General features: G+C 71.9%; 23 protein-coding genes. 14 read left to right on the forward strand and 9 right to left on the reverse strand.

Annotated elements, in window-relative coordinates; translation table 11 throughout:
- Positions 1-2 precede the first annotated feature (2 nt).
- Positions 3-1,214, reverse strand: coding sequence for a cytochrome P450 (locus MUY22_RS26755; protein WP_247049098.1), 1,212 nt, complete (start codon positions 1,212-1,214; stop codon positions 3-5).
- 31 nt (positions 1,215-1,245) lie between these two features.
- Positions 1,246-1,941, reverse strand: coding sequence for a TetR/AcrR family transcriptional regulator (locus MUY22_RS26760; protein ID WP_247049099.1), 696 nt, complete (start codon positions 1,939-1,941; stop codon positions 1,246-1,248).
- A gap of 131 nt (positions 1,942-2,072) precedes the next feature.
- Here MUY22_RS26760 and MUY22_RS26765 point away from each other — a divergent pair, with 131 nt between their 5' ends.
- The 13 genes from MUY22_RS26765 (at position 2,073) to MUY22_RS26825 (ending at position 15,913) form a co-directional block, all read left to right on the forward strand.
- Positions 2,073-3,449: a replication-associated recombination protein A gene (locus MUY22_RS26765; protein ID WP_247049100.1), complete on the forward strand. Its 1,377-nt coding sequence runs from the start codon at positions 2,073-2,075 to the stop codon at positions 3,447-3,449.
- Positions 3,450-3,550: 101 nt separating this feature from the next.
- Positions 3,551-5,170, forward strand: coding sequence for a metallophosphoesterase family protein (locus MUY22_RS26770; protein ID WP_247049101.1), 1,620 nt, complete (start codon positions 3,551-3,553; stop codon positions 5,168-5,170).
- A gap of 148 nt (positions 5,171-5,318) precedes the next feature.
- A complete protein-coding gene (locus MUY22_RS26775) occupies positions 5,319-5,696 on the forward strand; it encodes a VOC family protein (RefSeq protein ID WP_247049102.1) in 378 nt (125 codons plus the stop codon).
- A 113-nt stretch (positions 5,697-5,809) separates the two neighbouring features.
- A complete protein-coding gene (locus tag MUY22_RS26780) occupies positions 5,810-6,658 on the forward strand; it encodes an NAD(P)-dependent oxidoreductase (protein WP_247049103.1) in 849 nt (282 codons plus the stop codon).
- Between the two features lie 297 nt (positions 6,659-6,955).
- Positions 6,956-7,249: a hypothetical protein gene (locus tag MUY22_RS26785; RefSeq protein WP_247049104.1), complete on the forward strand. Its 294-nt coding sequence runs from the start codon at positions 6,956-6,958 to the stop codon at positions 7,247-7,249.
- A 4-nt stretch (positions 7,250-7,253) separates the two neighbouring features.
- A complete protein-coding gene (locus MUY22_RS26790) occupies positions 7,254-7,496 on the forward strand; it encodes a hypothetical protein (protein ID WP_247049105.1) in 243 nt (80 codons plus the stop codon).
- 161 nt (positions 7,497-7,657) lie between these two features.
- Positions 7,658-8,044, forward strand: coding sequence for a DUF948 domain-containing protein (locus tag MUY22_RS26795; protein WP_247049106.1), 387 nt, complete (start codon positions 7,658-7,660; stop codon positions 8,042-8,044).
- On the forward strand, positions 8,041-8,346 hold the full coding sequence (locus MUY22_RS26800) for a hypothetical protein (RefSeq protein ID WP_247049107.1): 306 nt from the start codon (positions 8,041-8,043) through the stop codon (positions 8,344-8,346). Before MUY22_RS26795 ends, MUY22_RS26800 begins: the two co-directional genes overlap by 4 nt.
- A gap of 80 nt (positions 8,347-8,426) precedes the next feature.
- A complete protein-coding gene (gene alaS / locus MUY22_RS26805) occupies positions 8,427-11,087 on the forward strand; it encodes an alanine--tRNA ligase (RefSeq protein WP_247049108.1) in 2,661 nt (886 codons plus the stop codon).
- 31 nt (positions 11,088-11,118) lie between these two features.
- The gene (ruvX, locus tag MUY22_RS26810; RefSeq protein WP_247049109.1) at positions 11,119-11,580 is read left to right on the forward strand and encodes a Holliday junction resolvase RuvX; all 462 of its coding nucleotides are present in this window, start codon (positions 11,119-11,121) and stop codon (positions 11,578-11,580) included.
- Complete coding sequence (gene mltG / locus MUY22_RS26815) at positions 11,577-13,751, forward strand: endolytic transglycosylase MltG (protein WP_247049110.1); 2,175 nt, start codon at positions 11,577-11,579, stop codon at positions 13,749-13,751. The genes ruvX and mltG overlap by 4 nt, the downstream gene beginning before the upstream one ends.
- Positions 13,752-13,767: 16 nt before the next feature.
- Positions 13,768-14,598, forward strand: coding sequence for a shikimate dehydrogenase (locus tag MUY22_RS26820; protein ID WP_247064143.1), 831 nt, complete (start codon positions 13,768-13,770; stop codon positions 14,596-14,598).
- A 58-nt stretch (positions 14,599-14,656) separates the two neighbouring features.
- Positions 14,657-15,913, forward strand: coding sequence for a GrpB family protein (locus tag MUY22_RS26825; RefSeq protein WP_247049111.1), 1,257 nt, complete (start codon positions 14,657-14,659; stop codon positions 15,911-15,913).
- On the opposite strand, the gene MUY22_RS26830 is transcribed toward MUY22_RS26825, so the two are convergent.
- Both MUY22_RS26830 and MUY22_RS26835 read right to left on the reverse strand, forming a co-directional pair.
- Positions 15,900-16,559, reverse strand: a complete 660-nt coding sequence (locus MUY22_RS26830; protein WP_247049112.1) for a TetR/AcrR family transcriptional regulator — start codon at positions 16,557-16,559, stop codon at positions 15,900-15,902. The genes MUY22_RS26825 and MUY22_RS26830 overlap by 14 nt on opposite strands.
- A gap of 25 nt (positions 16,560-16,584) precedes the next feature.
- Positions 16,585-17,031: a hypothetical protein gene (locus tag MUY22_RS26835; protein WP_247049113.1), complete on the reverse strand. Its 447-nt coding sequence runs from the start codon at positions 17,029-17,031 to the stop codon at positions 16,585-16,587.
- A gap of 113 nt (positions 17,032-17,144) precedes the next feature.
- Between MUY22_RS26835 and MUY22_RS26840 the strand changes: the two genes are divergently transcribed.
- The gene (locus MUY22_RS26840; protein WP_247049114.1) at positions 17,145-18,074 is read left to right on the forward strand and encodes a D-2-hydroxyacid dehydrogenase family protein; all 930 of its coding nucleotides are present in this window, start codon (positions 17,145-17,147) and stop codon (positions 18,072-18,074) included.
- Between the two features lie 198 nt (positions 18,075-18,272).
- Here the strand turns inward: MUY22_RS26840 and MUY22_RS26845 are convergent, their stop codons facing one another.
- The 5 genes from MUY22_RS26845 to MUY22_RS26865 form a co-directional block, all read right to left on the reverse strand.
- The gene (locus MUY22_RS26845; protein WP_247049115.1) at positions 18,273-19,760 is read right to left on the reverse strand and encodes an alpha/beta hydrolase; all 1,488 of its coding nucleotides are present in this window, start codon (positions 19,758-19,760) and stop codon (positions 18,273-18,275) included.
- A complete protein-coding gene (locus tag MUY22_RS26850; RefSeq protein ID WP_247049116.1) occupies positions 19,757-20,572 on the reverse strand; it encodes a serine hydrolase in 816 nt (271 codons plus the stop codon). The genes MUY22_RS26845 and MUY22_RS26850 overlap by 4 nt, the downstream gene beginning before the upstream one ends.
- An 81-nt stretch (positions 20,573-20,653) precedes the next feature.
- Entirely contained in the window at positions 20,654-20,920 is a 267-nt protein-coding gene (locus tag MUY22_RS26855; protein WP_247049117.1) for an HPr family phosphocarrier protein, read from the reverse strand.
- Between the two features lie 38 nt (positions 20,921-20,958).
- On the reverse strand, positions 20,959-22,197 hold the full coding sequence (locus tag MUY22_RS26860) for a PTS transporter subunit EIIC (RefSeq protein WP_247049118.1): 1,239 nt from the start codon (positions 22,195-22,197) through the stop codon (positions 20,959-20,961).
- Positions 22,197-22,982 carry a GntR family transcriptional regulator gene (locus MUY22_RS26865; RefSeq protein WP_247049119.1) on the reverse strand — a complete coding sequence of 262 codons (786 nt, stop codon included), beginning with the start codon at positions 22,980-22,982 and terminating at the stop codon, positions 22,197-22,199. The genes MUY22_RS26860 and MUY22_RS26865 overlap by 1 nt, the downstream gene beginning before the upstream one ends.
- Positions 22,983-23,019: the final 37 nt, after the last annotated feature.

Raw genomic sequence — 23,019 nt, forward strand, 5'->3', positions numbered from 1 at the left:
GTTCAGCCCGTGGTGAGCGGCAGCTCCCGCACGCCGGTCATGTTCGGGTTCACCTGGAACTTCGGCGGCTCACCCGGGATCGTGCGCAGCGCCGGGTAGCGGTCGAACAGGGTGTTCAGCGCCACCCGCCCTTCGAGCCGCGCGAGCGGCGCGCCGATGCAGAAGTGGATGCCGCGGCCGAACGCCAGGTGCGGGTTCGGGTCGCGCAGCGGGTCGAACGTGTCCGGCTCGGCGAACACGCGCTCGTCGCGGTTGGCCGCCGCCACCCAGACCATGAGCATCTGCTCGGCCGGGATCGTCGCGCCGCCCAGCTGCACCTCGCGGTTCGTCGTGCGGGCGACCGCCGCGAACGGCGAGAGGTAGCGCAGCGACTCCTCGATCAGCGGCGGCACCAGGGCCCGGTCGGCGCGGGCCCGCTCGTCCCACTCCGGGTGCGTGTCGAGGCACAGCACGGCGTTGCCGAGCAGCATCGTGGTGGTGATGTGCCCGGCCAGCAGCAGCACGTTCGCGAAGTTGACGACCTCGTTGCGGGTCAGCTTCTCGCCGTCGAGCTCCGCCTCGACGAGCTTCGTCAGCAGGTCGTCGCGCGGCCGGGTGCGCCGCTCGTCGACGTGCTCGCCGAGGTACTCGACGAGCGCCTTCTGGCCTTCCAGCGACTTCTTGACCGACGCCTGGTTCTCCTCGCTCTGCTCCTTCAGCGAGAACTGCTCGGAGGAGTTGAGCAGCTTGTCCACCCAGCCCTTGAACAGGTGCCGGTCGCTCGCGGGGACGCCCAGCAGCTCCGCGATCACGATCACCGGCAACGGGTAGGCCAGGTCCTCGACCAGCTCCAGCCGGCCGGAACCGCCGGCCTCGTCGAGCATTTCGGTCGTCACCGCGGCGATGCGCGGTTCGAGGTCGGCGACGACCTTCGGCGTGAACGCGCGGCTGACGAGCTTGCGCATCTTGTTGTGCAGCGGCGGGTCCAGCTGCAGCAGGTTGCCCGCCGACATCGCCGCCAGGTCGACGTCCTCGAGCAGCTCCTTCGGCACCAGCCGGGTGGTGTCCGAGGAGTAGGTCCCCGGGTCGCGGAGGATCTCTTCGGCTTCCGGGTGCCCGTAGACGTTCCAGAACCCGAGGTCGGCCGCGTGCCGCACGCGCTCGGCCGGTTGCTTGCCCCGCAGCCAGAACTGGGATTCGTGCAGTCCCCAGGTGTCGGCGAGTGTGGTGGTCATGTCCGCCCCTTTTCCCTTGGTGGGCCCGGGATCAGCCGGGATCCTCGGTGGGATCGTGTGCGTAGATCCCCTGCCGGTAGCCCGAGACGAGCTCCTCGAGCGCCGCTGTGAGTTCCGCGGCCACCTTCGCGACCGCCGCGGGATCGGGTTCCCCGGGCGGTTCGAACGCGACGCGGATCGTGTACGCGAGGGCGTCGGCCCGCTCCTCGATCGGGATGCTCTCGAACTTGGCGGACACCACGTCGGTCAGGTAGAAGCCGATCGACGTGGCGTTGAGCGCGTAGTCCAGGTTCGGGACGTCGGTGCGGACCAGCCCGTGCCGGCGCATGGCGTCCTCGAAGTGGCCGCTCAGCGCTTGCTGCTGCTTGCGCAGCGCGAGGTCGCCGAGCGAGCCGAACAGCTCCGCGTTGCCGCGCATCATCGCCATCACCAGCGGCCGCCGGTGGGTGGCGAGGAACGACGACGAGATCATCCGGTGCGGCAGGATCATCGCCGGGTCGGCCTTGATCCCGTCCAGGATGACCTCGGTCAGATCGGCCGACTCCCGCATCATCAGCGCCTGGAACAGCAGTTCCTTGGTGCGCCAGTGCAGGTAGACGGTGCCCTTGCCGATGCCGGCCGCGCGCGCGATGTCGTCGACGGCCACCTTGCGGTAGCCCATGCGCAGCAGCAGTTCGCCCGCCGCGTCCAGGATGCGGTCGCCGCGCTCGCGGTTGGGATGGCTCATGCCGCTCTTCCGTCGAGGGTTTGACTTGTTGACCGGATTCGCACTTTCGGTCAACCGGTCATCACGACGGTAGCGCGCCCCCGAACCCCGGGGCAAGGGTTCTGTCGGTGGCGTCGGTTAACGTCATCCGTGTGGCACAAGACGAGCTCTTCACCGTGAACGCCGACGTGGCGCCGCCGCCCGAGCGGACGACGTCGAACGCGGACGAGCGGCAGGCGGACCCGGCGAGCTCCCCGCTGGCCGTGCGGATGCGGCCGCGCTCGCTCGACGAGGTCGTCGGCCAGCAGCACCTGCTGCGCGAAGGTGCCCCGCTGCGCCGGCTGGTCGAGGGCGCCGCTCCGGCGTCCGTGCTGCTCTACGGCCCGCCCGGCACCGGGAAGACGACCCTGGCCAACCTGGTCTCGATCGCCACCGGACGCCGGTTCGTCGCGATGTCGGCGCTCTCGGCGGGGGTCAAGGAGGTGCGCGGGGTCATCGAGGAGGCCCGGCGGCGCCGGCAGTACAACACCGAGAACACCGTCCTGTTCATCGACGAGGTGCACCGCTTCTCCAAGACCCAGCAGGACGCCCTGCTCGGCGCGGTCGAGGACCGCACGGTGCTGCTGGTCGCGGCGACCACCGAGAACCCGTCGTTCTCCGTCGTCTCGCCGCTGCTGTCGCGCTCGCTGGTGCTGCAGCTGCGCCCGCTGACCGACGAGGACATCACGCGGCTGATCGAGCGCGCGCTGACCGACGACCGCGGCCTCGGCGGCGAGCTGACGCTGACCGAGGACGCCCGCGCCCACCTCGTCCGGCTCGCCGGCGGTGACGCCCGCCGCGCGCTGACCGCGCTCGAAGCGGCGGCGGACGCGGCGTCGGCCACCGAGGCGAAGACCATCGACCTGCCGATCGTCGAGTCCACTGTGGACAAGGCGGCGGTGCGCTACGACCGCGACGGCGACCAGCACTACGACATCATCAGCGCGTTCATCAAGTCGATCCGCGGGTCCGACGTCGACGCCGCGCTGCACTACCTGGCCCGGATGATCGAGGCGGGGGAGGACCCGCGGTTCCTGGCCCGGCGCCTGGTCGTGCACGCCAGCGAGGACATCGGCATGGCCGACCCGACGGCGCTGCAGGCGGCGGTCGCGGCCTCGCACGCCGTCCAGTTCATCGGCATGCCCGAGGGCAGGCTGGCGCTCGCGCAGGCGACGATCCACCTGGCCACGGCCCCGAAGTCGAACGCCGTCGTCACCGGCATCGACGCCGCGCTGGCCGACGTCCGCGCCGGGCTGGCCGGCAGCGTCCCGCCGCACCTGCGCGACGGCCACTACGCGGGCGCCAAGAAGCTGGGCAACGCCCAGGGCTACCGCTACCCGCACGGCGTCCCGGAAGGCGTGCTGGCGCAGCAGTACCCGCCGGACGAGCTGGTCGGCAGGGACTACTACGAGCCGACGCAGCGTGGTGCGGAACGCCCGCTCGCCGAGCGCGTCCCGAAGCTGCGCCGGACCATCCGCGGCGAGCGGTAAAGGCGGCTTGGGAATCCCTTGGGAGAGTCCGGGGGAGTTGGACGGCTGGTGTTCGCTTCGGTGACGCGAAGCGGGCATATGCGTCGGCGAGCATCCGGCCCATGGAAATCCCGAGAGTCGGCGTTCCCGACGCACTGGCTGCCCGCCTCACCATGGCCGAGCAGCACGAGTACCTCTCCCGTCGTTCCCTGCTGAAGGGCGCCGCCGCCACCGGTGCCCTGCTCGCCGCCGGCCCGATGCTGCTGCCCGGCACCGCCTACGCCGACGGCGCGAAGGTCGCCCCGGCCGGGCGTCACCTGGCCTTCGGGCGCAACCCGCGCACGGACGTCCGCGTCGCGTGGCAAGTGCCGACGCGCGTGAAGAACCCCTTCCTGCGCGTCGCCGAGCACCACGACCGCCACGGATACCAGTGGGGGCACCGGATCCCGGCCGAGACGCGGGCGCTGCACTCCGAGGTCGCCGGGGTCATCGCGCCCTACGACCAGTACTACCTGCACGCCGAGGCGAGCCGCCTGACGCCGGGCCGCACCTACACCTACGCGGTCGGCCACGACGGCTACGACCCGGCGAACGGCGACGGCGGCCCCGCCGCGCTCTCGACGTTCACCACCGCGCCCGCGCGCGGCTTCCCGACGGGGAAGTTCACCTTCACCGCGTTCGGCGACCAGGGTGTCTCCACGACCGCGCTGGCCCAGGACGGCGCGGTCGCCAAGCAGCACCCGCGCTTCCACCTCCTCGCCGGTGACATCGCCTACGCCGACCCGAGCGGCGCGGGCCTGCCGCCCGGCCCGGTCGCCGACGGCACCCACGACCTGTACGACCCGAAGGTCTGGGACGCCTACTACAACCAGATCGAGGGCGTCGCCGCGTCCGTGCCGTGGATGGTCACGACCGGCAACCACGACATGGAAGCGCTGTACTCGCCCGACGGCTACGGCGGCCAGACCAAGCGCTGGGACTTCCCCGGCAGCGGCCCGGCCGACTGCCCGAGCGTGTACTCGTTCATCTACGGCAACGTCGGCGTGATCTCCTTGGACGCCAACGACGTCTCGTACGAGATCCCGGCCAACCGCGGCTACTCGCACGGCTCCCAGACGGCGTGGCTCAAGCGGCGCCTGCGGTACCTGCGCCTGCAGCCGGACGTCGACTTCGTCGTGGTGTTCTTCCACCACTGCGCCTACTCGACGACCAACCAGCACGCGTCCGAAGGCGGCGTGCGGGAGGAGTGGGTGCCGCTGTTCGACCAGTTCCACGTCGACCTGGTCGTCAACGGGCACAACCACATCTACGAGCGCACCGACGCGCTGCGCGGCGGCCGCGTCACGAAGAAGGTCGCCATCGGCGACACCGTCGACCCGGACCGCGACGGCACGGTCTACGCCACCTGCGGCGGTGGCGGCCGCAGCGTCTACAGCTTCCCGGTGCCGGACACCTTCGACGGCGAGTTCACCAGCTACCACTGGGTGAAGGGCGGCGGGCAGGAGACGGAGACCGTCGGCTGGTCGCGCGTGCGCTACACCGGCTACTCGTTCCTCGCGATCGACGTCGAGCCGGCGTGGTTCGGCCGGAAGACCACGCTGACCGTGCGGACGCTGCGCAACGACGGCGTCGAGATCGACAGATTCTCCTTGCGCCGCACCGCGGGCCTGCACACCGCGACGGGCGGCTTCGGCGGTCCCGGTGGCTCGGCTCAGGTCGGTGCGGACCCGGGCGACGCCTGAGGATCGCGGGCCCGCTCCCGCACGGCCCGTGCGGGAGCGGGCACCGAACGTGGGCCGGAGGCAGCAAGATCATCGGGTTTCGTAAGCTTCGCGGCTTGGGGCGGCCTGAACACAGGGGGGCGGCCCAGCGAAGGCAGGAGGCATCCCCGTGCCCGCGACGCTGCAGTGCATCGTCCTGGACTGTCCGGAACCCGTCGTGCTCGCGTACTTCTACCAAGCGATCATGGGCGGCGAGGTGGATCTCCCGGACCCCCGCTGGCGGGTGGACGAGGACTGGTCGACCCTGCACGTGAACGGCATGGTCCTGGGGTTCCAGCGCGCTCCCGGCCACCAGCCGCCGCGCTGGCCGGATCCGGCTCACTCGCAGCAGTTCCACCTCGACTTCGAGGTCGACAACCTCGCCCAGACGCACCACCAGGTCCTCGCGTACGGCGGCCGGCTGCTCGACCCTGACCTGGGCGGCCGGGGCTGGCGCGTCTACGCCGACCCGGCGGGCCACCCGTTCTGCCTCCTCGGCGACTACTGACCGCGGGTACTTCCGCCGCGAAGTGCTTGCCGTAGAAGCCTTCGGTGGCACGGAACTCTTCGCTCATCCGTCCGTGGACTGCGCGGCGGCGGAGTCTTCGGCACGATGGGCGCATGAGCATCGCGTTCCTCGGTACCGGGATCATGGGCGCCGCCATGGCGGCCAACATCGCGAAGGCGGGCCTCGACGTCCGCGTCTGGAACCGGACGCGGGAGAAGGCCGAGCCCCTCGCCGACGTCGCGACGGTGGCCGATTCGGCCGCCGCGGCGGCGGACGGCGCCGACATCCTGGTGACGATGCTGGCCGACGGTCCCGCCGTCGCGTCGGCGTTCGAAGCCGCTTCGCCCGCTTCGGGCACGTTGTGGCTGCAGATGAGCACGGTCGGCCTCGACTGGACCGACCGGCTCGCCGCGCTGGCGGCGGAAGCGGGCGTGGTGTTCGTCGACGCGCCGGTCCTCGGCACCCGGCAGCCGGCGGAGCAGGCGCAGCTGCAGGTCCTGGCGTCCGGCCCGGAGGAGGCCCGCCCGGCCGCGACGCCGGTGTTCGACGCCGTCGCGATCCGCACGCGCTGGCTCGGCCCGGCCGGCCAGGGCAGCCGGCTGAAGCTGGTGCTGAACGCGTGGGTGCTGACGCTCACCAACGGCACGGCCGAGAGCCTCGGCCTCGCCGGCGCGCTGGGCCTGGACCCGGCGTTGTTCCTGGAGACGATCAAGGGCGGCGGCTTGGACGTCGGCTACGCGCACGTGAAGGGCGCGGCGATGCTGTCGGGCGACTACGAGCCGTCGTTCCCGGCGGCCCTGGCGGCGAAGGACGCCGGCCTGGTGGTCGAGGCCGCGGGCGACACCGTCGACGTGGCGGGCGCGCGGGCGGTCTTGTCGCACCTGGAGACGGCGGTGGAAGCCGGCCACGGCGACGAGGACATGGCGGCCCTCTACCGCGCGGTGCTCAAGGAGCGTGGCTAGGCGGTCCACGCCCAGGCCGCTCGTCAGCAGGCGTTCCTTCGCGTTGCCCAGCAGCTTGCGCGTCCACGGCGTGAAGCCGCCGTCGCCTACCTCGGCGAGTTCGCCGCCGAAGGACGCGAACACCTTGAAACACAAGCCTTCGTAGTAGCCGCCGCGGCCGCCGGCGCGTTCCGGGAACGGGCGGACCCGCACGCCGGCGTCGTCGAGGAGACCCTCGAACCGCGGGTCCAGCACCGTCACCGCCAGCTCGACGTCCGTGGCACCCAGCGCGCGGCACCCCGCGGCCAGCAGCCGCGCGTGCTCGGCGGCGTGCTGCCGCTCGAAGCCGAGGTCGCCGGTGTCGCGCCCGGCCGTCACCGCGCCGAACATCGCGAAGTGCGCGAACAGCCCGGCCGGGACCGGCTGGGCGCGCACCACCCGCTGGACCGTCGCGAGCCGGACGACGGCGCCGTCCGCGCGCCGGACCGCCGCTTCCAGGGCCAGGCCGGTCGTCGGGTCCGCCGCGACCTCCGTGCCCCGGCCGGTGGCCACCACCCGGTGCTGGGCCAGCCCGGCCACCGCCGAATGCGTGCCGAGCTGGATCAGTGGTGACAGGGTGACCGGCTCGAAGCCGTCCGCGGCGGTCAGCAGCGCGTCCTCGACCCGGCGCAGCAGGGCGAACGGCAGCGGGCTCGCCCCGGTGAACCGGTCGGTGCGGTGGCGCCGCAGCACGTCGGTGGCGGCCAGCCGGGCCGCGCGCCGCCGCGCGATCTCCAGCTGGACCGTCGTCAGGTCGGCGCCGGGCAGCGCGGCCAGCACGTCGGCCGCCGCTCCGGCCGGTCCGGAGAGGACCCGGTGACCGGGCCCGGCGTCGTGTCCCATCGCTCAGGTGTACCGCGCGGCCGGCACCCCGGTCGACGCAATTTCCGGCCCGCCCGGGGTGACACGGTCGGGGACCCGGCCAGGCGGTAACCTCACCAGCACCCAAGACTCCAAGTCCCAGTGAACCGAGGAGGGCCCGTGTCGGCAGGGCAGATCGCCGCGTTGATCGCCGCAGGAGCATTCGTGGTGCTGGTCGTCCTGCTGGCGATCCCGCTGATCAAGCTCGGCAAGACGCTGGACGCGGCCACCGAGGCGATCGAGCGCACCAACAGCAACACCGACCCGCTGCTGGTCGGCGCGAACCAGACGATCACCCACGTCAACGCCCAGCTCGAGCGGGTGGACGGGATCACGTCGAACGCGCAGGCCGTCACCGGGAACGTCTCCGCGCTGACGTCGGTGTTCACCGCGACGCTGGGTGGGCCGCTGGTCAAGACCGCCGCGCTGTCCTACGGGCTCAGCAAGGCGATCCGGGCGCGCAAGAAGAAGAACGCCGCCAAGGCCGCGAAGAAGGCCGCGAAGTGAAGCGGCTGTTCTGGCTCGGCGTCGGCGTGGTCGCCGGGGTCGCGCTGTCCCGCAAGGCCGCCGAAACCGCTCGTCAGGCCACTCCCACCGGGATAGCATCGAACCTGGGTGACGCCGTGCGCGAGCTGGCGGGCGCCGTGGGTTCGTTCGGCGCCGAGGTGCGCGCGGGCATGAGCGAGCGGGAGCAGGAGTTGCACGAGATGGTCGAGCAGCGGTCGGGTGTGGTGACGCCGCAGGCCTCGGGCCGGCACGCCGCCGAAGCCCGGCGGCCCGTCCGGCGAGCTCGCCGGGCGGAGGGCTGACCGGTCGCGTCTTCGCGACCCGGAAGCCGCTCCGCCGCCGTCGTCATCCGTACTCCGGCACCAGCACAAGGACCTGACCCGTGGACACACACGAAATCACCGACCGTTTCCTGCGCCATTACGAGAGCAAGGGCCACACGCGCGTGCCCAGCGCGCCGCTGATCCTCGACGACCCGAACCTGCTGTTCGTCAACGCCGGCATGGTCCAGTTCAAGCCGTACTTCCTCGGTGAGGCGCCGCCGCCGTACCCGCGCGCGACCTCCGTGCAGAAGTGCGTGCGCACCCCGGACATCGACGAGGTCGGCAAGACCACCCGGCACAACACGTTCTTCCAGATGGCCGGCAACTTCTCCTTCGGCGACTACTTCAAGGAAGGCGCCATCGAGTACGCCTGGGAGCTGATCACCAAGCCCCAGAGCGACGGCGGTTACGGCCTCGACCCGAACCGCCTGTGGGCGACGGTCTACGAGGACGACGCCGAAGCGGCCGGCCTGTGGCGCAAGCTCACCGGCCTGCCCGGCGAGCGCATCCAGGTGCGCGACGGCAAGGACAACTACTGGGACATGGGCGTGCCCGGTCCCGGCGGCCCGTGCTCGGAGATCTACTACGACCGCGGCCCGGCGTACGGCCGCGAGGGCGGCCCGGTCGCGGACGAGGACCGCTACATCGAGATCTGGAACCTCGTCTTCATGCAGGACATCCGCGGCGAGCTGAGCCCCAAGCTCGGGCACAAGCCGATCGGTGAGCTGCCGAAGAAGAACATCGACACCGGCATGGGCGTCGAGCGCGTCGCGACGATCCTGCAGGGCGTCGAGAACGTCTACGAGACGGACCTGGTGCGCCCGGTGATCGGCCGCGCCGAGGAGTTCTCCGGCCGCCGCTACGGCGGCAACCACGCCGACGACGTCCGCTTCCGCGTGATCGCCGACCACGCCCGCACCGGCGTCCTGCTGATCGGCGACGGCGTCACCCCGGGCAACGACGGCCGCGGGTACGTGCTGCGCCGGCTGCTGCGCCGCATCGTCCGCTCCTCGCGCCTGCTGGGTGTGCACGAGCCGGTGCTGCAGTCGTTCGCCGCGGTCGTGCGCGACACGATGGGCCCGACCTACCCCGAGCTCGTCAGCGGCTTCGACCGGATCAACGAGGTCGTCCGGATCGAGGAGGAGGCCTTCCTCGCGACGCTGACCAGCGGTTCGCGCATCTTCGACATGGCGGCCGAGGAAACCAAGCGCGGCGGCGGTGACGTCCTGGCCGGCGACAAGGCGTTCCAGCTGCACGACACCTACGGCTTCCCGATCGACCTGACCCTGGAGATGGCGTCCGAGCAGGGCCTGAGCGTCGACGAAGACGGCTTCCGCACGCTCATGAACGAGCAGCGCACCCGCGCGAAGGCGGACGCGGCGGCTCGCAAGACCGGCCACGGCGACCTCTCGGAGTACCGGAAGGTCCTGGAGCAGCACGGCGAGACCGAGTTCCTCGGCTACTCCGACCTGCAGGCCGAGGCGAAGGTCGTCGCGCTGCTCGAAGACGGGCAGCCGGTCCGCAGCGTCTCGGCGGGCAAGAAGGCCGAGCTGGTCCTCGACCGCACCCCGTTCTACGCCGAGAGCGGCGGCCAGGTCGCCGACACCGGCGTGCTGCTCGGCGACGGCGTCGAGCTGAAGGTCCTGGACGTCCAGAAGATCGTCCCGGGGCTGTTCGTGCACCGCGTCGAGGTGCTGGACGGCGAGGTCGGCCTGGACTCGAAGGTCACCGGCTCGGTCGACGCGCACCGCCGGCTCTCCATCGAGCGCTCGCACTCCGCGACGCACCTGGTGCACGCGGCGGTCCGCGGCGCCTACGGCAAGCGCGCGGCGCAGGCGGGTTCGCTGAACTCGCCGGGCCGGATGCGGTTCGACTTCACCACGCCCGGCTCGGTCTCGGCGGACGTGCTGACCGAGGTCGAGCAGGAGGTCAACGACTACCTGCAGACCGACGTCGAGGTCAACAGCTTCACCACGACCAAGGACAAGGCCCTCGAGCTGGGCGCGGTCGCGCTGTTCGGCGAGAAGTACGGCAACGACGTCCGCGTGGTCGACATGGGCGAGTACTCCCGCGAGCTCTGCGGTGGCACGCACGTGGACCGGATCGGCCAGCTCGGCCTGGTCAAGCTGGTCTCCGACGCGTCCATCGGCTCCGGTGTGCACCGCGTCGAGGCGCTGGTCGGCACGGACGCGCTGAAGTACGTCCGCAAGGAGCAGCTGCTGGTCTCACAGCTGGCGAACACGTTCAAGGTGCCCTCGGACGAGCTGCCGGGCCGCATCGAGGACGTCCTGACCCGGCTGAAGAACGCCGAGAAGGAGATCGCCCAGCTGAAGACCCAGCAGGTGCTGGGCTCGGCGGGCGCGTTGCTCGACAAGGCGCAGGACGTCGGCGGCGTCACGGTCGTCGCCGAGGTCGTCCCGGACGTCGACGGCAACGGCCTGCGCGCGCTCGCCTCGGACCTGCGCGGCCGCCTCGGCTCGCGGCCCGGCGTGGTGGCGTTGTTCTCGCCGGCGGGCGACAAGCTCAGCTTCGTCGTCGCGACGACGAAGGCGGCCCAGGACAAGGGTGTCGCCGCGGGCAAGCTCGTCCCGTCGTTCGCGGGGAAGATCGGCGGCCGCGGTGGCGGCAAGCCCGACATGGCCCAGGGCGGTGGCACGAACCCGGCCGGCGCGGCCGACGCGGTCACGGCCCTGCGCGCGGCGATCGCCGGCATTGGTTAACCGCGGAAACCGGGGTCCGGATCGGCCCGGAGTGTCCGATCCGGGCCGCGGCCGGCGCCTCGGTGTGGATGTCGGCTCGGTCCGGGTCGGGGTCGCTCTGAGCGATCCGGCCCCCGTGCTCGCGTCGCCATTGGTTACCCTCTCCCGCGATGCGACCGACGACAGTGATCTGGACCAGCTGGCCGCCCTCGTCACCGAGCACGAGGTGGTCGAGGTGATCGTGGGCTTGCCGCGCACGCTCGCCAACCGGCAGGGTCCGGCGGCCGAGCTGGCGATCGCGTATTCTGAACGTCTGGCCGGGCGCGTCGCGCCCGTGCCGGTCCGGCTGGGCGACGAGCGGCTGACCACGGTCACCGCATCCCGCATCCTCTCCCAGCGCGGGGTCAAAGGCCGCAAGCAGCGAGCGGTGGTCGACCAGGCCGCCGCCGTCGAGATCCTGCAGGCCTGGATCGACGCCGCTGCTGCGCACCGCGCCCGGGAGGGAGACCGATGAACGACGAGGAGCCTGAGCGCCCGCGAGGCCGCCGGAGGCTGCGGGAGCCGGAAGACGCGGCCCCGCCGCCGGCCCGACCCGCGCCCCGCCGAGCCGACCCGCGCGACCCGCGGGCGGCCGAACAACGCCGTGCGCAGCCGCAGAGCGGCTACCACGAGCAGCCGCAGAGCGGTTACCACGAGCTGCCCCAGCCGTCCCGGCGGCCGCAGCAGCCGAGCGACCGGCACGAGGTGCCCCCGCGGCGTGCGCAGCAGCAGCCGAGCGGTTACCACGATCTGCCGCAACCGTCCCGGCAGGGCCGGCCCGCCGAACCCCCGGCCGCCGACCCCCGCCGCGACGCGCCGCCGACCGGGCGCCGTCGCCGGCTCGAACCGCCGGACGCGCTGCCCCCGGTCGACGACGAGCTCGACCCGCAGGCCCGCCGGGCCGCCCCGGCGCGCGCCGCCCACGCCCGGCACGGTCTCGACGAGGGCTCCGAGGTCCAGGCTCCCCGCCGGCGCCGCGCTCCCGAGCCGGAAGAGGCTCCCGAGCCGCCACGACGACGTCGTCCGGCCCCGGAACCCGAAGAGGTGGCCGAGGCGCCACGGCGTCGTCGCCCGGAACCCGAAGAGCCGGCCGAAGCCCCGAGACGGCGTCGTGCCGCCCCGGAACCGGTCGAAAGCGAGGCTCCGCAGCGCCGTCGTGCGGCCGCCGAGCCGCCCGCCGCCGTCCAACCGCCCGTGCGACGGTCCGGCCAGCCGGGTGACCGCCCTGCCGGCGTGCCCGCGCCCGGCGCCGAGCCGCCGCGCCGGCGCCGCCCGCCGCCCCCGCCGGTGCGCGAGGAGCCGGTCACCGACATCATCCCCGCGCAGACCGCGCCGCCCCCGGCGCTCGAGCCCGTCCGCGCGCCGCGCGAGGAGCAGCCGGCCGGGGACGCCCTCTTCGCCGAGGACGAGTACGACGAGTACGCGGAGTACGACGACGACGGTGAGTACGCCGAAGACGGCTACGGCGAGCCGGAGTACGAAGAGGACTACGACGACTACGAGGAAGAGCCGGCGAAGCCCCGGAAGAAGAAGGGCAAGCGCGCGCTCGGCTGGATCGCCGCGGTCGCGGTGATCGTCCTGCTCGCCGGCGGCGCCTACTACGGCTTCAACCGGTTCTTCGGCTACGCGGACTACGACGGCGCCGGCGACGGCGACGTCCTGTTCCAGGTCGACGACGGCGACTCGACGTCGGCGATCGGCGCCAAGCTCACGACGGCGGGCGTCGTCGCCAGCAGCAAGGCCTTCGTGAAGGCCGGCGCGGACAACCCGAAGCTGTCGAAGATCCAGCACGGCTTCTACGTCATGAAGTCGCACATGTCCGGGGCCAGCGCGGTCGACCGGATCGTCGCGCCGACCTCGCGGGTCGGGCAGCTGGAGGTCCGGCCGTACACGCAGTTCGACGACATCACCCAGCCCGACGGCAAGATCACGCCCGGCGTGTACAGCCTGATGGCGAAGGCGTCGTGCGCGCAGATCGACGGCAAGAGCACCTGCGTGACCACCGACGACCTGCGCAAGGCCGTCGACGGGGCGGACCTCAAGACGCTCGGCGTGCCCGACTGGGCGGTCGCCGACGCCAACAAGGCCGACCGCAAGGACCGCAGGCTGGAGGGCCTGATCGCGCCGGGGCTCTACGACGTCAAGCCCGGGGCGACCGCGCTCGAGATCATCGGCCAGCTGGTCCGCAGCTCGACCGAGGCGATCCAGAACGCCGGGCTGAGCCCGCAGTCGACCGGTCCGGGGATGACGCCGTACCAGACGCTGATCATCGCCTCGATCATCGAGCGGGAAGCGGTGAAGGCCGACTTCGGCAAGCTCTCCCGGGTGATCTACAACCGGCTGGCGATCAACATGCGGCTGCAGATGGACTCCACCGTCAACTACGTGCTGGACAAGCCGACCCTGCTGACCGACGAGACCGAGCGGATCAAGGCCGGGCCGTACAACACGTACAAGAACACCGGGCTGACCCCGACGCCGATCTCGGTGCCCAGCCCCGAGGCCATCCAGGCCGCGGTGCACCCGGTCGCGGGCGATTGGGTCTACTTCGTCAAGTGCGAGAAGAACGGCCTGTCCTGCTTCGCGGTCACCAACGACGAGCACAACAAGAACCGGGACCTGGCCAGGGAACGCGGTGTCATCTGAGCCGCGCAAGGCGGCCGTGCTGGGCAAGCCGGTGGCGCACTCGCTGTCCCCGGTGCTGCACGGCGCCGCGTTCGCCGCGCTCGGCCTGACCGGCTGGACCTACGAGCGCATCGAGACGGCCGCCGACGAGCTCCCGGCGCTGGTCGGGGGCCTCGGCCCGGAGTGGGCCGGGCTCTCGGTCACCATGCCGGGCAAGCGCGCGGCGCTGGACCACGCGGACGAGGTGACGTCGCGGGCGGCCGCGGTCGGCGCGGCCAACACGCTGGTCCGCACGGCGAAGGGCTGGCTCGCGGACTGCACCGACGTCGAGGGCGTCACCGGCGCCCTGCGCGCGGCGGGCGGGTACACGCCGTCGCCGTCGGACACGGCGATCGTGCTCGGCGCGGGTGGTACCGCGGCCGCGGCGGTCGTCGGGCTGGCGGCGCTGGGTGTGCGTCAGGTGCGGCTGGTCGTGCGGGAACCCGCGCGGGCCGGCGAAACCCTCGACGCGGCGAAGCGGGCGTCGCTCGACGTCGAGGTGCTGCGGTGGGCCGAAACGGACTTCGCCGCGCTGGCCGCCGGAGCCGCGGTGCTGGTGAACACCGTCCCGCCGGACGCGGTCCTGGCGCACGTCGCCGACCTCGCGGCCGTCGCGCACGTGCTCGACGTCATCTACCACCCGTGGCCGACGCCGCTCGCCGACGCCGTCGCCGTCCGCGGCGGCAAGCTCGCGACCGGGCTGGACATGCTGCTGCACCAGGCGTTCGGCCAGGCCGAGCACTTCACCGGCCGGCCGGCCCCGCGCGCGGCGATGCGTGACGCGCTGCGCGAGGCGACCGGGAACCTGCTGCCGCTGCCGATCGGGTAAACCGCTTGCCCCAGGTTGATATTCTGGCCGACTGCCTTGAACAAGGGGGTCTACCGGAATGACCAGCCAAGAAGCGCTGAACGACGACCAGCTGGAGAGGGCCTGGGTCGGCGGTGAGCCGCCCAAGCTCGACTCGACCGTGACGCTCGTCGACTACGACCCGGAGTGGCCGAAGGCCTTCGAACGCGAGGCCGAGCGGATCCGCGGTGCCCTGGGGGAGCAGGTGCTCGCCCTGGAGCACGTCGGGTCGACGTCGGTGCCCGGCCTGTGCGCCAAGCCGTGCGTCGACATCTACCTCGAGGTGCCGGACTCCGACGACGAGAGTTTCTACGTCCCGGCGCTCGAAGGCGCGGGCTACCGGCTCGTCATCCGCGAGCCGGACTGGGAGAAGCACCGCTGCTTCAAGGGCCCGGACACGAACGTCAACCTGCACACGTACTCGCCGGGCAACGGCCAGGCGGCGCGCTACCGGCTCTTCCGCGACCGCCTGCGGTCGCACCCGGAAGAGCTGGAGCTCTACGCCGCGAAGAAGCGCGAGCTGGCCGCGCGGGAGTGGAAGTACGTCCAGAACTACGCCGACGCCAAGACCGAGGTGGTCGAGGAGATCCTCGGCCGCGCCCGCGCCGAGCAGTACGACGACTACAGCGAGGCCTACGCCGAGCACGCCGGGAAGTCCGTCACCAACGCCCTCTACGACCGGCCCGCGATCGTGGAGCTGGCCGGGGACGTCGAAGGCAAGCGCGTGCTGGACGTCGGCTGCGCGGCCGGGCACCTGAGCGCGCTGCTGGCCGAGCGGGGTGCCGACGTCGTGGGCGTCGACGCCAGCGCGGGCATGGTCGCCGTCGCGCGCCGGAAGTTCGGCGACGTCGCGCGGTTCGAGCACGCCGACGTCTCCCGGCCGCTCGACCTGGCGGACGGCTCGATCGACGTGATCACCGCGTCGCTCGTGCTGCACTACCTGAAGGACTGGGACGCCACCCTGGCCGAGTTCCGCCGGGTCCTGAAGCCCGGGGGCGCGCTGGTGTTCTCGGTGCACCACCCCGGCGAGGACTGGCACTGGTTCGACAAGGAGAACTACTTCGAGGTCGAGCTGCTCGAAGACGACTTCGGGCTCGGCGGGCGGCCGCACCCGGTCCGGTTCTACCGGCGGCCGCTGAGCTGGGTGTTCGGCGCGGTCCGCGACGCCGGGTTCGCCGTCGACCGGCTGGTCGAGCCGATGCCGGTGCCCGAGGCCGACGAAGCCGACCCGAAGTGGGCGAAGAACCTGCGGACCAAGCCGCGGTTCCTCTACTTCCGGGCGGTCAATCCCGCTTAGCCAGGTCCTGGATCAGGTCGACGATCTCCCGGCTGACGGGGCGGAACACCCGCAGCCGGGAGAGCGCGGCCAGCCGGGCGAGCAGCGGGACACTGCGCTCGACCAGCATCTTGCTGCGCTTCTCGCCGGCCGAGCGGTCGTGCACCCAGAAGAGCACCACGCCCATCTGGAACAACCAGAGCAGCTCGGGCAGCTGCGCCCGCAGCTCGGGGTCGAGCTTGACGTCGGAGCCGTCGACGACCTCGCGCATGAGCTCGATCGACGCGGTGCGGGCGGCCGAGGACTCCTCGCTGAACGGGCTCAGCGGGGACTCCGGGTCGGCCGCGTTGACGAAGAACTGCGTCCCGAAGCGGTGGTAGGGCTCGGCCAGCTCGAGCCAGCACAGCAGGACCGTCTTCAAGCGGTCGGCGAAGCGGGTCTCGTGCCCGAGCCGCGCGCGGGCGGCGTCGAGGTGCAGCCGCGCGATCTCGTCGTAGAACCCCTGGATCAGCTGTTCCTTCGAGGAGAAGTAGTAGTACGCGTTCCCGACCGAGACCCCGGCCTCGGCGGCGATCGCGCGCATCGTCGTGCGGTCGTACCCGTTCTCGGTGAACAACCGCATGGCGGTGGTGACGATCAGGGACCGCGTTTCCTCGCTCTTCGGCACGGTCTGCACGTTAGCGGCGGGCACGTCAGGGCGCGGGGAAGGGCGGGACCTGCGGGCCCGGCGCGCCGGGGTAGGGCACGGGCCGGCCGGCGAAGACCGGCTGCTGCGGTGCGGGAGCGGCCTTCGGGGCGAGGTGGCGGCGGCGGATGCCGTTGAACACCAGGACGTTGAACAGGTGCATCACGCCGAGCACGAGCGCGACGACACCGACCTTCACCGAGACCACCTCGAACACCTGGCGGGCGGTGCCGACGTCGGCCCGGCTGGTCAGGAAGAGCGTCACGAAACCGAGGCTGATCAGGTAGAAGCCGACGACCAGCAGCTGGTTGACGGCGTTGGCCAGGCCGGGGCTGTCCTCGAAGACCTGGGTGAGGAAGGTGCGGCCGTGCTTGCTGAGCGTCCGGGCGACGAGCACCGTCAACGGGATGCTGATCAGCAGGTAGAGCGCGTAGGCGACAACGACGGGTTCCATGGTCCCTCCAAGTTTTGAACGTGTTCAAGACAGACTGTAGGCCTTGTTTTGAACGCGTTCAAGAGAGCGGGGTCACGTCGGCCGGAAGGGCGGCGCCGGGCTACGGTGAGATCATGCGGATCGCCATTCTCGACGACTACCAGAACGTCGCCCTCACCTTCGGGGACTGGGACTCACTGGGGGCCGACATCACGGTCTTCACCGAGCCGCTGGAAGACGTCGTCGAACAGTTGCAGGGGTTCGAAGCCGTCGTCGCGATGCGCGAGCGGACCCGGTTCACCGCCGAGGTCCTCGACCGGCTGCCCGACCTCAAGGTGCTCGTCAGCACCGGCAAGCGCAACGCCGCCATCGACGTCGCGGCGGCGCGGCGCAACGGCGTCGTCGTGACGGCCACCGGGTACATCGGCGAGCCGACGGCCGAGCACACGTGGGCGCTGATCCTCGCGGCGTCGCGGAACCTGCCGCAGGAGTTCCGCTCCATGCGCGAAGGCGGCTGGCAGACGAGCGTCGGCACCATGCTGCACGGCAAGACGCTCGGTCTGCTGGGCCTCGGCCGGCTCGGCGCGGGCGCGGCGAAGATCGGGCAGGTCTTCGGGATGGAGACCATCGCCTGGAGCCAGAACCTGACGCCGGAGAAGGCCGAGCCGCACGGCGTCACCGCGGTGTCCAAAGAGGACCTGTTCGCCCGCTCGGACGTGCTGTCGATCCACCTCGTGCTCAGCGACCGCAGCCGCGGCCTGGTCGGGGCCGAGGAACTGGCGGCGATGAAGCCGGGGGCGCTGCTGGTGAACACCTCGCGCGGCCCGATCGTCGATGAGGCGGCGTTGCTGGACGCGTTGGGGCGCAAGACGATCCGCGCGGCGATCGACGTCTACGACACCGAGCCGTTCCCGGCGGACCATCCACTGAGGACGCTCGAGAACGCGACGCTGACGCCGCACATCGGCTTCGTCACGCGGGAGGTCTACGAGATCTTCTACGGCGACGCGGTCGAGGACATCGCGGCCTACCAGGCGGGTTCCCCGATCCGCGTCATGGAGTAGGGCGTGCGGCCCGCCGGGGCCCGAGGTCCCCGCACCGGCCCGGGCGGGCCCGCACCCCTAGATGACACCACCCGGCCCGCGCGCCGGGCAGGGCCGTTGGACCCTGCCCCGCGCGGCCATCCGGCTGAACGCGGCGCACAACCGGGTCGTGAGTGAGAAACAGGGTCCCAACCCGGTTTTCCGCTCACGACCGCGGTGTCAGGGGAACGGCACCGTGTCCGGGGCGCAGCTCGTCCCCACCGCCGGCACGGCCAGGTCCGCCAGGTACCGGACCACCGCCGCCGTCGCGCAGGCGCTGTGGACGTCCAGGGACGTGTGGCCGTAGCCGTCGACCACCAGGACCCGGCCGTCGCCCAGTTCGGCCGCCGTCGCCTGGGCGTTGTGCAGCGGGGTCGCCGGGTCGAACCGGTTGTTCAGCACCAGCACCGGGTTCTTGCGCGCCCGGTTCCACGGGCCGGTGTACCGGTCGGCGTCGTGCGCGGGCCAGTCGACGCACTGCGCCATCGAGAACACCGCGCCGAGCCCGAAGTACGGCTGCCGCTTGCTTTCGCTCGCCGCGAGCGCCGCGTAGCCGGCCGGGGCCGTGGGGTTGTCGCTGTCGACGCACTGGACGGCCAGGAAGCTCGGGGAGTGCGTCGGCACGTACGGGTCGAGCACCGGCGCGGCGGCTCCGGAGTCCGCCGGAAGCGCGGAAAGGGTCTCCGCCAGGCGTTTCCACCGGCCGGACTGGTACAACGCGCTGTCGATCGTCCGCATCAGCGAGGACACGCCCGGCCCGCGCGACGCGTGGGCGAAGACACCCGCGAACTTCGCCTTCGGGTCGCCGCCGGAGAACGCGCACTTCGGCCCGGCCGCGGCGCACACCGTGAAGAACTGGTCCAGTTCCTGCTGCTGCGCGGTGGCGACGTCGGCCCGGACGTCGACCGGCTGCTGCTCCTGCCCCGGTTTCCCGGTGGCGTTCGCGACCAGGTCGAGCGTGCCGTCGAGGGTCATCGCCCGGACCTTGTCCGGGAACAGGTTCGCGTACGTGCCGCCGAGGTAGGTGCCGTAGGAGTAGCCGTAGAAGTTCAGCGCCGGATCGCCGACGGCTTGGCGCAGCAAGTCCATGTCCCGCGCCACGTTCGCCGTCGAGAGGTGGCTCAGCAGGTCGCCGGAACCGGCCGCGCACGCCTTCCCGGGCGCCGCGCCGGCCGCGAAGAAGCCGTCCGGCTGCCGCAGCGGCGACGGGATCGCCGGCGGGTGGTCCGCGCCGGGACAGCTGATCGGCGCCGACCCGCCGATCCCGCGCGGGTCGAAGCCCACCAGGTCGAACCGGGCGCGCAGCTCGTCGGGGTAGCGCGCGGCGAACCGCGTCAGCTCGCCGACGCCGTCGGTGCCCGGGCCGCCGAAGTTGAAGAACAGCGAGCCGATCCGCCGGGCCGGGTCGCTCGCCGGGAGCCGGATCACCGAGAGCGTGATCGCCCGGCCCTTCGGCTCGCGGTAGCTCAGCGGCACGGCCGCGGGCGTGCACTGGAAGCCGCCGCGGCACGGCGTCCAGCGCAGCGTGGGCACCGCGGCGCCGTTGGTGCCGAGCGCCGGGGGAGCGTCGGCCGTCGTCGATCGCGGCGTCGACGACGGGGCCGGCGCGGCTTCGGGGGCGCTGCAGGCGGCGAGCAGGAGCAGTGACGCGAGGAGAAGCCGTTTCACGCGCCCAGGTCCGCCAGCACGGCGTCGGTGTAGCGCGGCCAGACGTCGGCGGCCCACGGCCCGAAGGCGCGGTCGGTCAGCGCGACGCAGGCCGCCCCGGCGTCCGGGTCGACCCAGAGGAACGTGCCCGACTGCCCGAAGTGCCCGAAGGTCCGCGGCGAGCTGTTCGCGCCGGTCCAGTGCGGGCTCTTGTGGTCGCGGATCTCGAAGCCGAGGCCCCAGTCGTTGGGTTTCTGGTGGCCGAACCCGGGCAGCACACCGGAAAGGCCGGGGAAGACGACGTTCGTGGCTTCGGCCACGGTGGCCGGGTCGAGCAGCTTCGGCGCCTGCAGCTCGGCGGCGAACGCGACCAGGTCATCCACAGTGGACTCCGCGCCGGACGCGGGCGAGCCGTCGAGGGTGGTGCCGGTCATGCCGAGCGGCCCGAACAGGGCTTCGGCCTGGTACCGCGCGAACGGGATGCCGGAGTGCTCGGCCAGCGCGTCGGCCAGCTGCTCGAAACCGGCGTTGGAGTAGAGCCGGCGGGTGCCCGGCGCGGCCATCGCCTTGTGCGCGTCGAACGCGAGCCCGGAGGTGTGGGACAGCAGGTGCCGCACGGTCGAGCCCTCGGGGCCGGCCGGGGTGTCGAGCTCGACGACGCCCTCTTCGATCGCGATCAGCGCCGCGTAGGCGGTCAGCGGCTTGCTGACCGAGGCCAGCCGGAACTTCCGCGTGGTGTCGCCGTGGCGGCCGCGGACAGTACCGTCTGCGGTCACCACGGCCGTCGCGGCGTTGTCCACCGGCCACTCGTCGATCAGGCGCACGCTTTCCATGCGTCCACCCTACGAAACGCCGCGAAGGCCCCCGCACCGGTGTCGGGGACCGGTGCGGGGGCCTTCGCGGTGGTTGTCTCCTCAGGCGTCGAGGTCGGTGGCGACCAGCTGGGCGACCGCTTCCACGGCCTCCTCGGCGCCCTCGCCCTCGGCGCTGATGACGACCTCGTCACCGTATCCGGCGGCGAGTGTCATCAGGTTGAGCACGCTGCCGGCGGCCACCGGGGTTCCCCCGGCCTTGGCGATCTGCACCGCGACGGGCTGCGCCGCGGCCGCCTTCGCCACCAGCGCGGCCGGCCTGGCGTGCAGGCCCACCTTGCTCGCGACGGCGACGCGTTTCTCCGGCATGTTCGTCCTCTCGCTACGGGGTTACGTCGTTCTCGATCTTACTTCGCGGCCGTCGCGTCGAGGTCGGCCTGGACGGCTTCGTCCTCGCGACCCGGCGTGCGCAGGTTCCACTTGGTGATCACGAAGCGGAACACCACGTAGTAGATCACCGCGTAGACGAGCCCGATCGGGATCAGCAGCCACGGCTTCTGCGCGGCCGGGGCGTTGAAGTTGAGCAGGTAGTCGATCGCGCCGGCGGAGAAGTTGAAGCTCTGGTGGATGCCCAGCGCGTTCGTGAGGGCCAGCGAGGTGCCGGTCATGACCGCGTGGAACAGGTACAGCGGCCACGCCACGAACATGAACGAGAACTCGATCGGCTCGGTGACACCGGTGAGGAACGAGGTCAGCGCGCCGGCGATCATCACACCGCCGACGACCTTCTTCTGCGCCGGACGGGCCGTCTGCCAGATGGCGAGGGCCGCGGCGGGCAGCGCGAACATGAAGATCGGGAAGAAGCCCGTGGTGAAGGCACCCGCCGACAGCTTGCCCGCGACGAAGTTGTTGATGTCGCCGCCGTCGAAGATGAACCACACCGGCACGTTGAGCAGCTGGTGTAGACCGACCGGGATGAGCAGCCGGTTCAACGCGCCGTAGATGCCGCCACCCACGATCGGGGAAGCGGTGACCGCGTCACCGGCGGCCTGGATGCCCTGGTCGACCCAGTGGAAGACCAGACCGAAGATCACGCCGAGGATCACCATGACCAGCGCGGTGATGATCGGGACGAACCGGCGGCCGCCGAAGAACGCCAAGTAGGCCGGCAGCTTGATGCGGTGATAACGCTGCCACAGCAACGCCGCCACGATGCCGACGACGACGCCGGCGAGTACGGAGTAGGGCCACTTGATCGGCGCGAGCTCGGTCGCACCGGCCTTGTAACCGGGGAGGTCGGCCAGCGGGGCGAACACCTGGATGACGGCGCTGAAGACGAAGAAGCCGACAACGGCGGCGACGGCGGTCGAGCCGTCACCCTTGCGGGCGAAGCCGACGGCGATGCCGACCGCGAACAGCAGGGGCAGCCAGTTGAACAGCGTGCCACCCGCGGCGCCCAGCACCGAGGCGACCTTGTTCCAGCCCAGGCCGTCCTTGCCGAGCATGTCGTCCTGCCCGAAACGCAGCAGGATCCCTGCCGCCGGGAGCACGGCGATCGGGAGCATGAGGCTACGGCCGAAGCGCTGAAGACCGGCAAGACCGCTGCCGCTGCGCTTCGTCGCCCCTTCCGCGGTGGTGGAGCTCATCAGGAACCTCCATAGTGGGGTGGGGTACCGGATTCCGGGGTGTTCCGGTCCAACTGCATGGTCACCTGGTAGTGATCTCCCCGGTACCAGGACGTGATGTCTTCGATCGGGTCGCCGTTCGCGCTGGAGACCCGGCGGAACACGAGCAGGGGACTGCCGGCGCGCATGCCGAGCAGCCGGGCCGTCTCGCGGTCCGCTCCTTCGGCCCAGACCGTCTGCCACGCCTGGTCGGGACGCACGTCGTACGTCTCGGCCAGCTGCGCGTAGAGCGACTGGGTCAGGTCGAGCTCGAGCAGGCCGGGAGCCCGGCCCGCGTGGTACCAGCCGCGTTCGACGGCGAGGGGTACGCCGTCGGCGTGGCGCAACCGCACGAGGTGGTGTGCGGTGGAGCCCTCGGCCAGGCCGAGGGCGTGCGCGGAGGCGGTGGGTGGGACCTCGGTGGCCGCGGAGACCACCTCGGTCGTCGGGGTCAGCCCCCGCCGCCGCATGTCGTCGGTGAACGACATCAGGTAGAGCTGCAGTTCCATCCGCCGGGCCGCGGTGAAGGTGCCCTTGCCGCGGACCCGGGCGAGCAGGCCCTCCTCGACCAGCTTGCCGATCGCCGACCGGACCGTGAGCCGCGACACGCCGTAGCGCTGCGCCAGCTCGCGTTCCGACGGGATCGGCGCGCCCGGCGGGAGCTCGCGCTCCACCGTGCGGCGGAGGATCTCCCGCAGCTGGGCGTGCTTGGGCGTGGGCCCGTTGACGACCCGGTCGGGTGGCGGGACGTGCGCGGCCGCGCTCATCGGCGTCACCCTCCTCGTTCTCGGTCCCCGGGGACCG

It is taken from the genome of Amycolatopsis sp. WQ 127309 (assembly GCF_023023025.1).
Classification (GTDB): Bacteria; Actinomycetota; Actinomycetes; order Mycobacteriales; family Pseudonocardiaceae; genus Amycolatopsis.

What these genes read in the sequence shown, in the direction of transcription:
- MUY22_RS26860 (WP_247049118.1), bottom strand. Translation starts at nt 22,197, where the DNA reads ATGAGCTCCACCACCGCGGAAGGGGCGACGAAGCGCAGCGGCAGCGGT.
- MUY22_RS26850 (WP_247049116.1), bottom strand. Translation starts at nt 20,572, where the DNA reads ATGGAAAGCGTGCGCCTGATCGACGAGTGGCCGGTGGACAACGCCGCG.
- MUY22_RS26825 (WP_247049111.1), top strand. Translation starts at nt 14,657, where the DNA reads ATGACCAGCCAAGAAGCGCTGAACGACGACCAGCTGGAGAGGGCCTGG.
- MUY22_RS26865 (WP_247049119.1), bottom strand. Translation starts at nt 22,982, where the DNA reads ATGAGCGCGGCCGCGCACGTCCCGCCACCCGACCGGGTCGTCAACGGG.
- MUY22_RS26755 (WP_247049098.1), bottom strand. Translation starts at nt 1,214, where the DNA reads ATGACCACCACACTCGCCGACACCTGGGGACTGCACGAATCCCAGTTC.
- MUY22_RS26835 (WP_247049113.1), bottom strand. Translation starts at nt 17,031, where the DNA reads ATGGAACCCGTCGTTGTCGCCTACGCGCTCTACCTGCTGATCAGCATC.
- MUY22_RS26840 (WP_247049114.1), top strand. Translation starts at nt 17,145, where the DNA reads ATGCGGATCGCCATTCTCGACGACTACCAGAACGTCGCCCTCACCTTC.
- MUY22_RS26760 (WP_247049099.1), bottom strand. Translation starts at nt 1,941, where the DNA reads ATGAGCCATCCCAACCGCGAGCGCGGCGACCGCATCCTGGACGCGGCG.
- MUY22_RS26855 (WP_247049117.1), bottom strand. Translation starts at nt 20,920, where the DNA reads ATGCCGGAGAAACGCGTCGCCGTCGCGAGCAAGGTGGGCCTGCACGCC.
- MUY22_RS26770 (WP_247049101.1), top strand. Translation starts at nt 3,551, where the DNA reads ATGGAAATCCCGAGAGTCGGCGTTCCCGACGCACTGGCTGCCCGCCTC.
- mltG (WP_247049110.1), top strand. Translation starts at nt 11,577, where the DNA reads ATGAACGACGAGGAGCCTGAGCGCCCGCGAGGCCGCCGGAGGCTGCGG.
- MUY22_RS26780 (WP_247049103.1), top strand. Translation starts at nt 5,810, where the DNA reads ATGAGCATCGCGTTCCTCGGTACCGGGATCATGGGCGCCGCCATGGCG.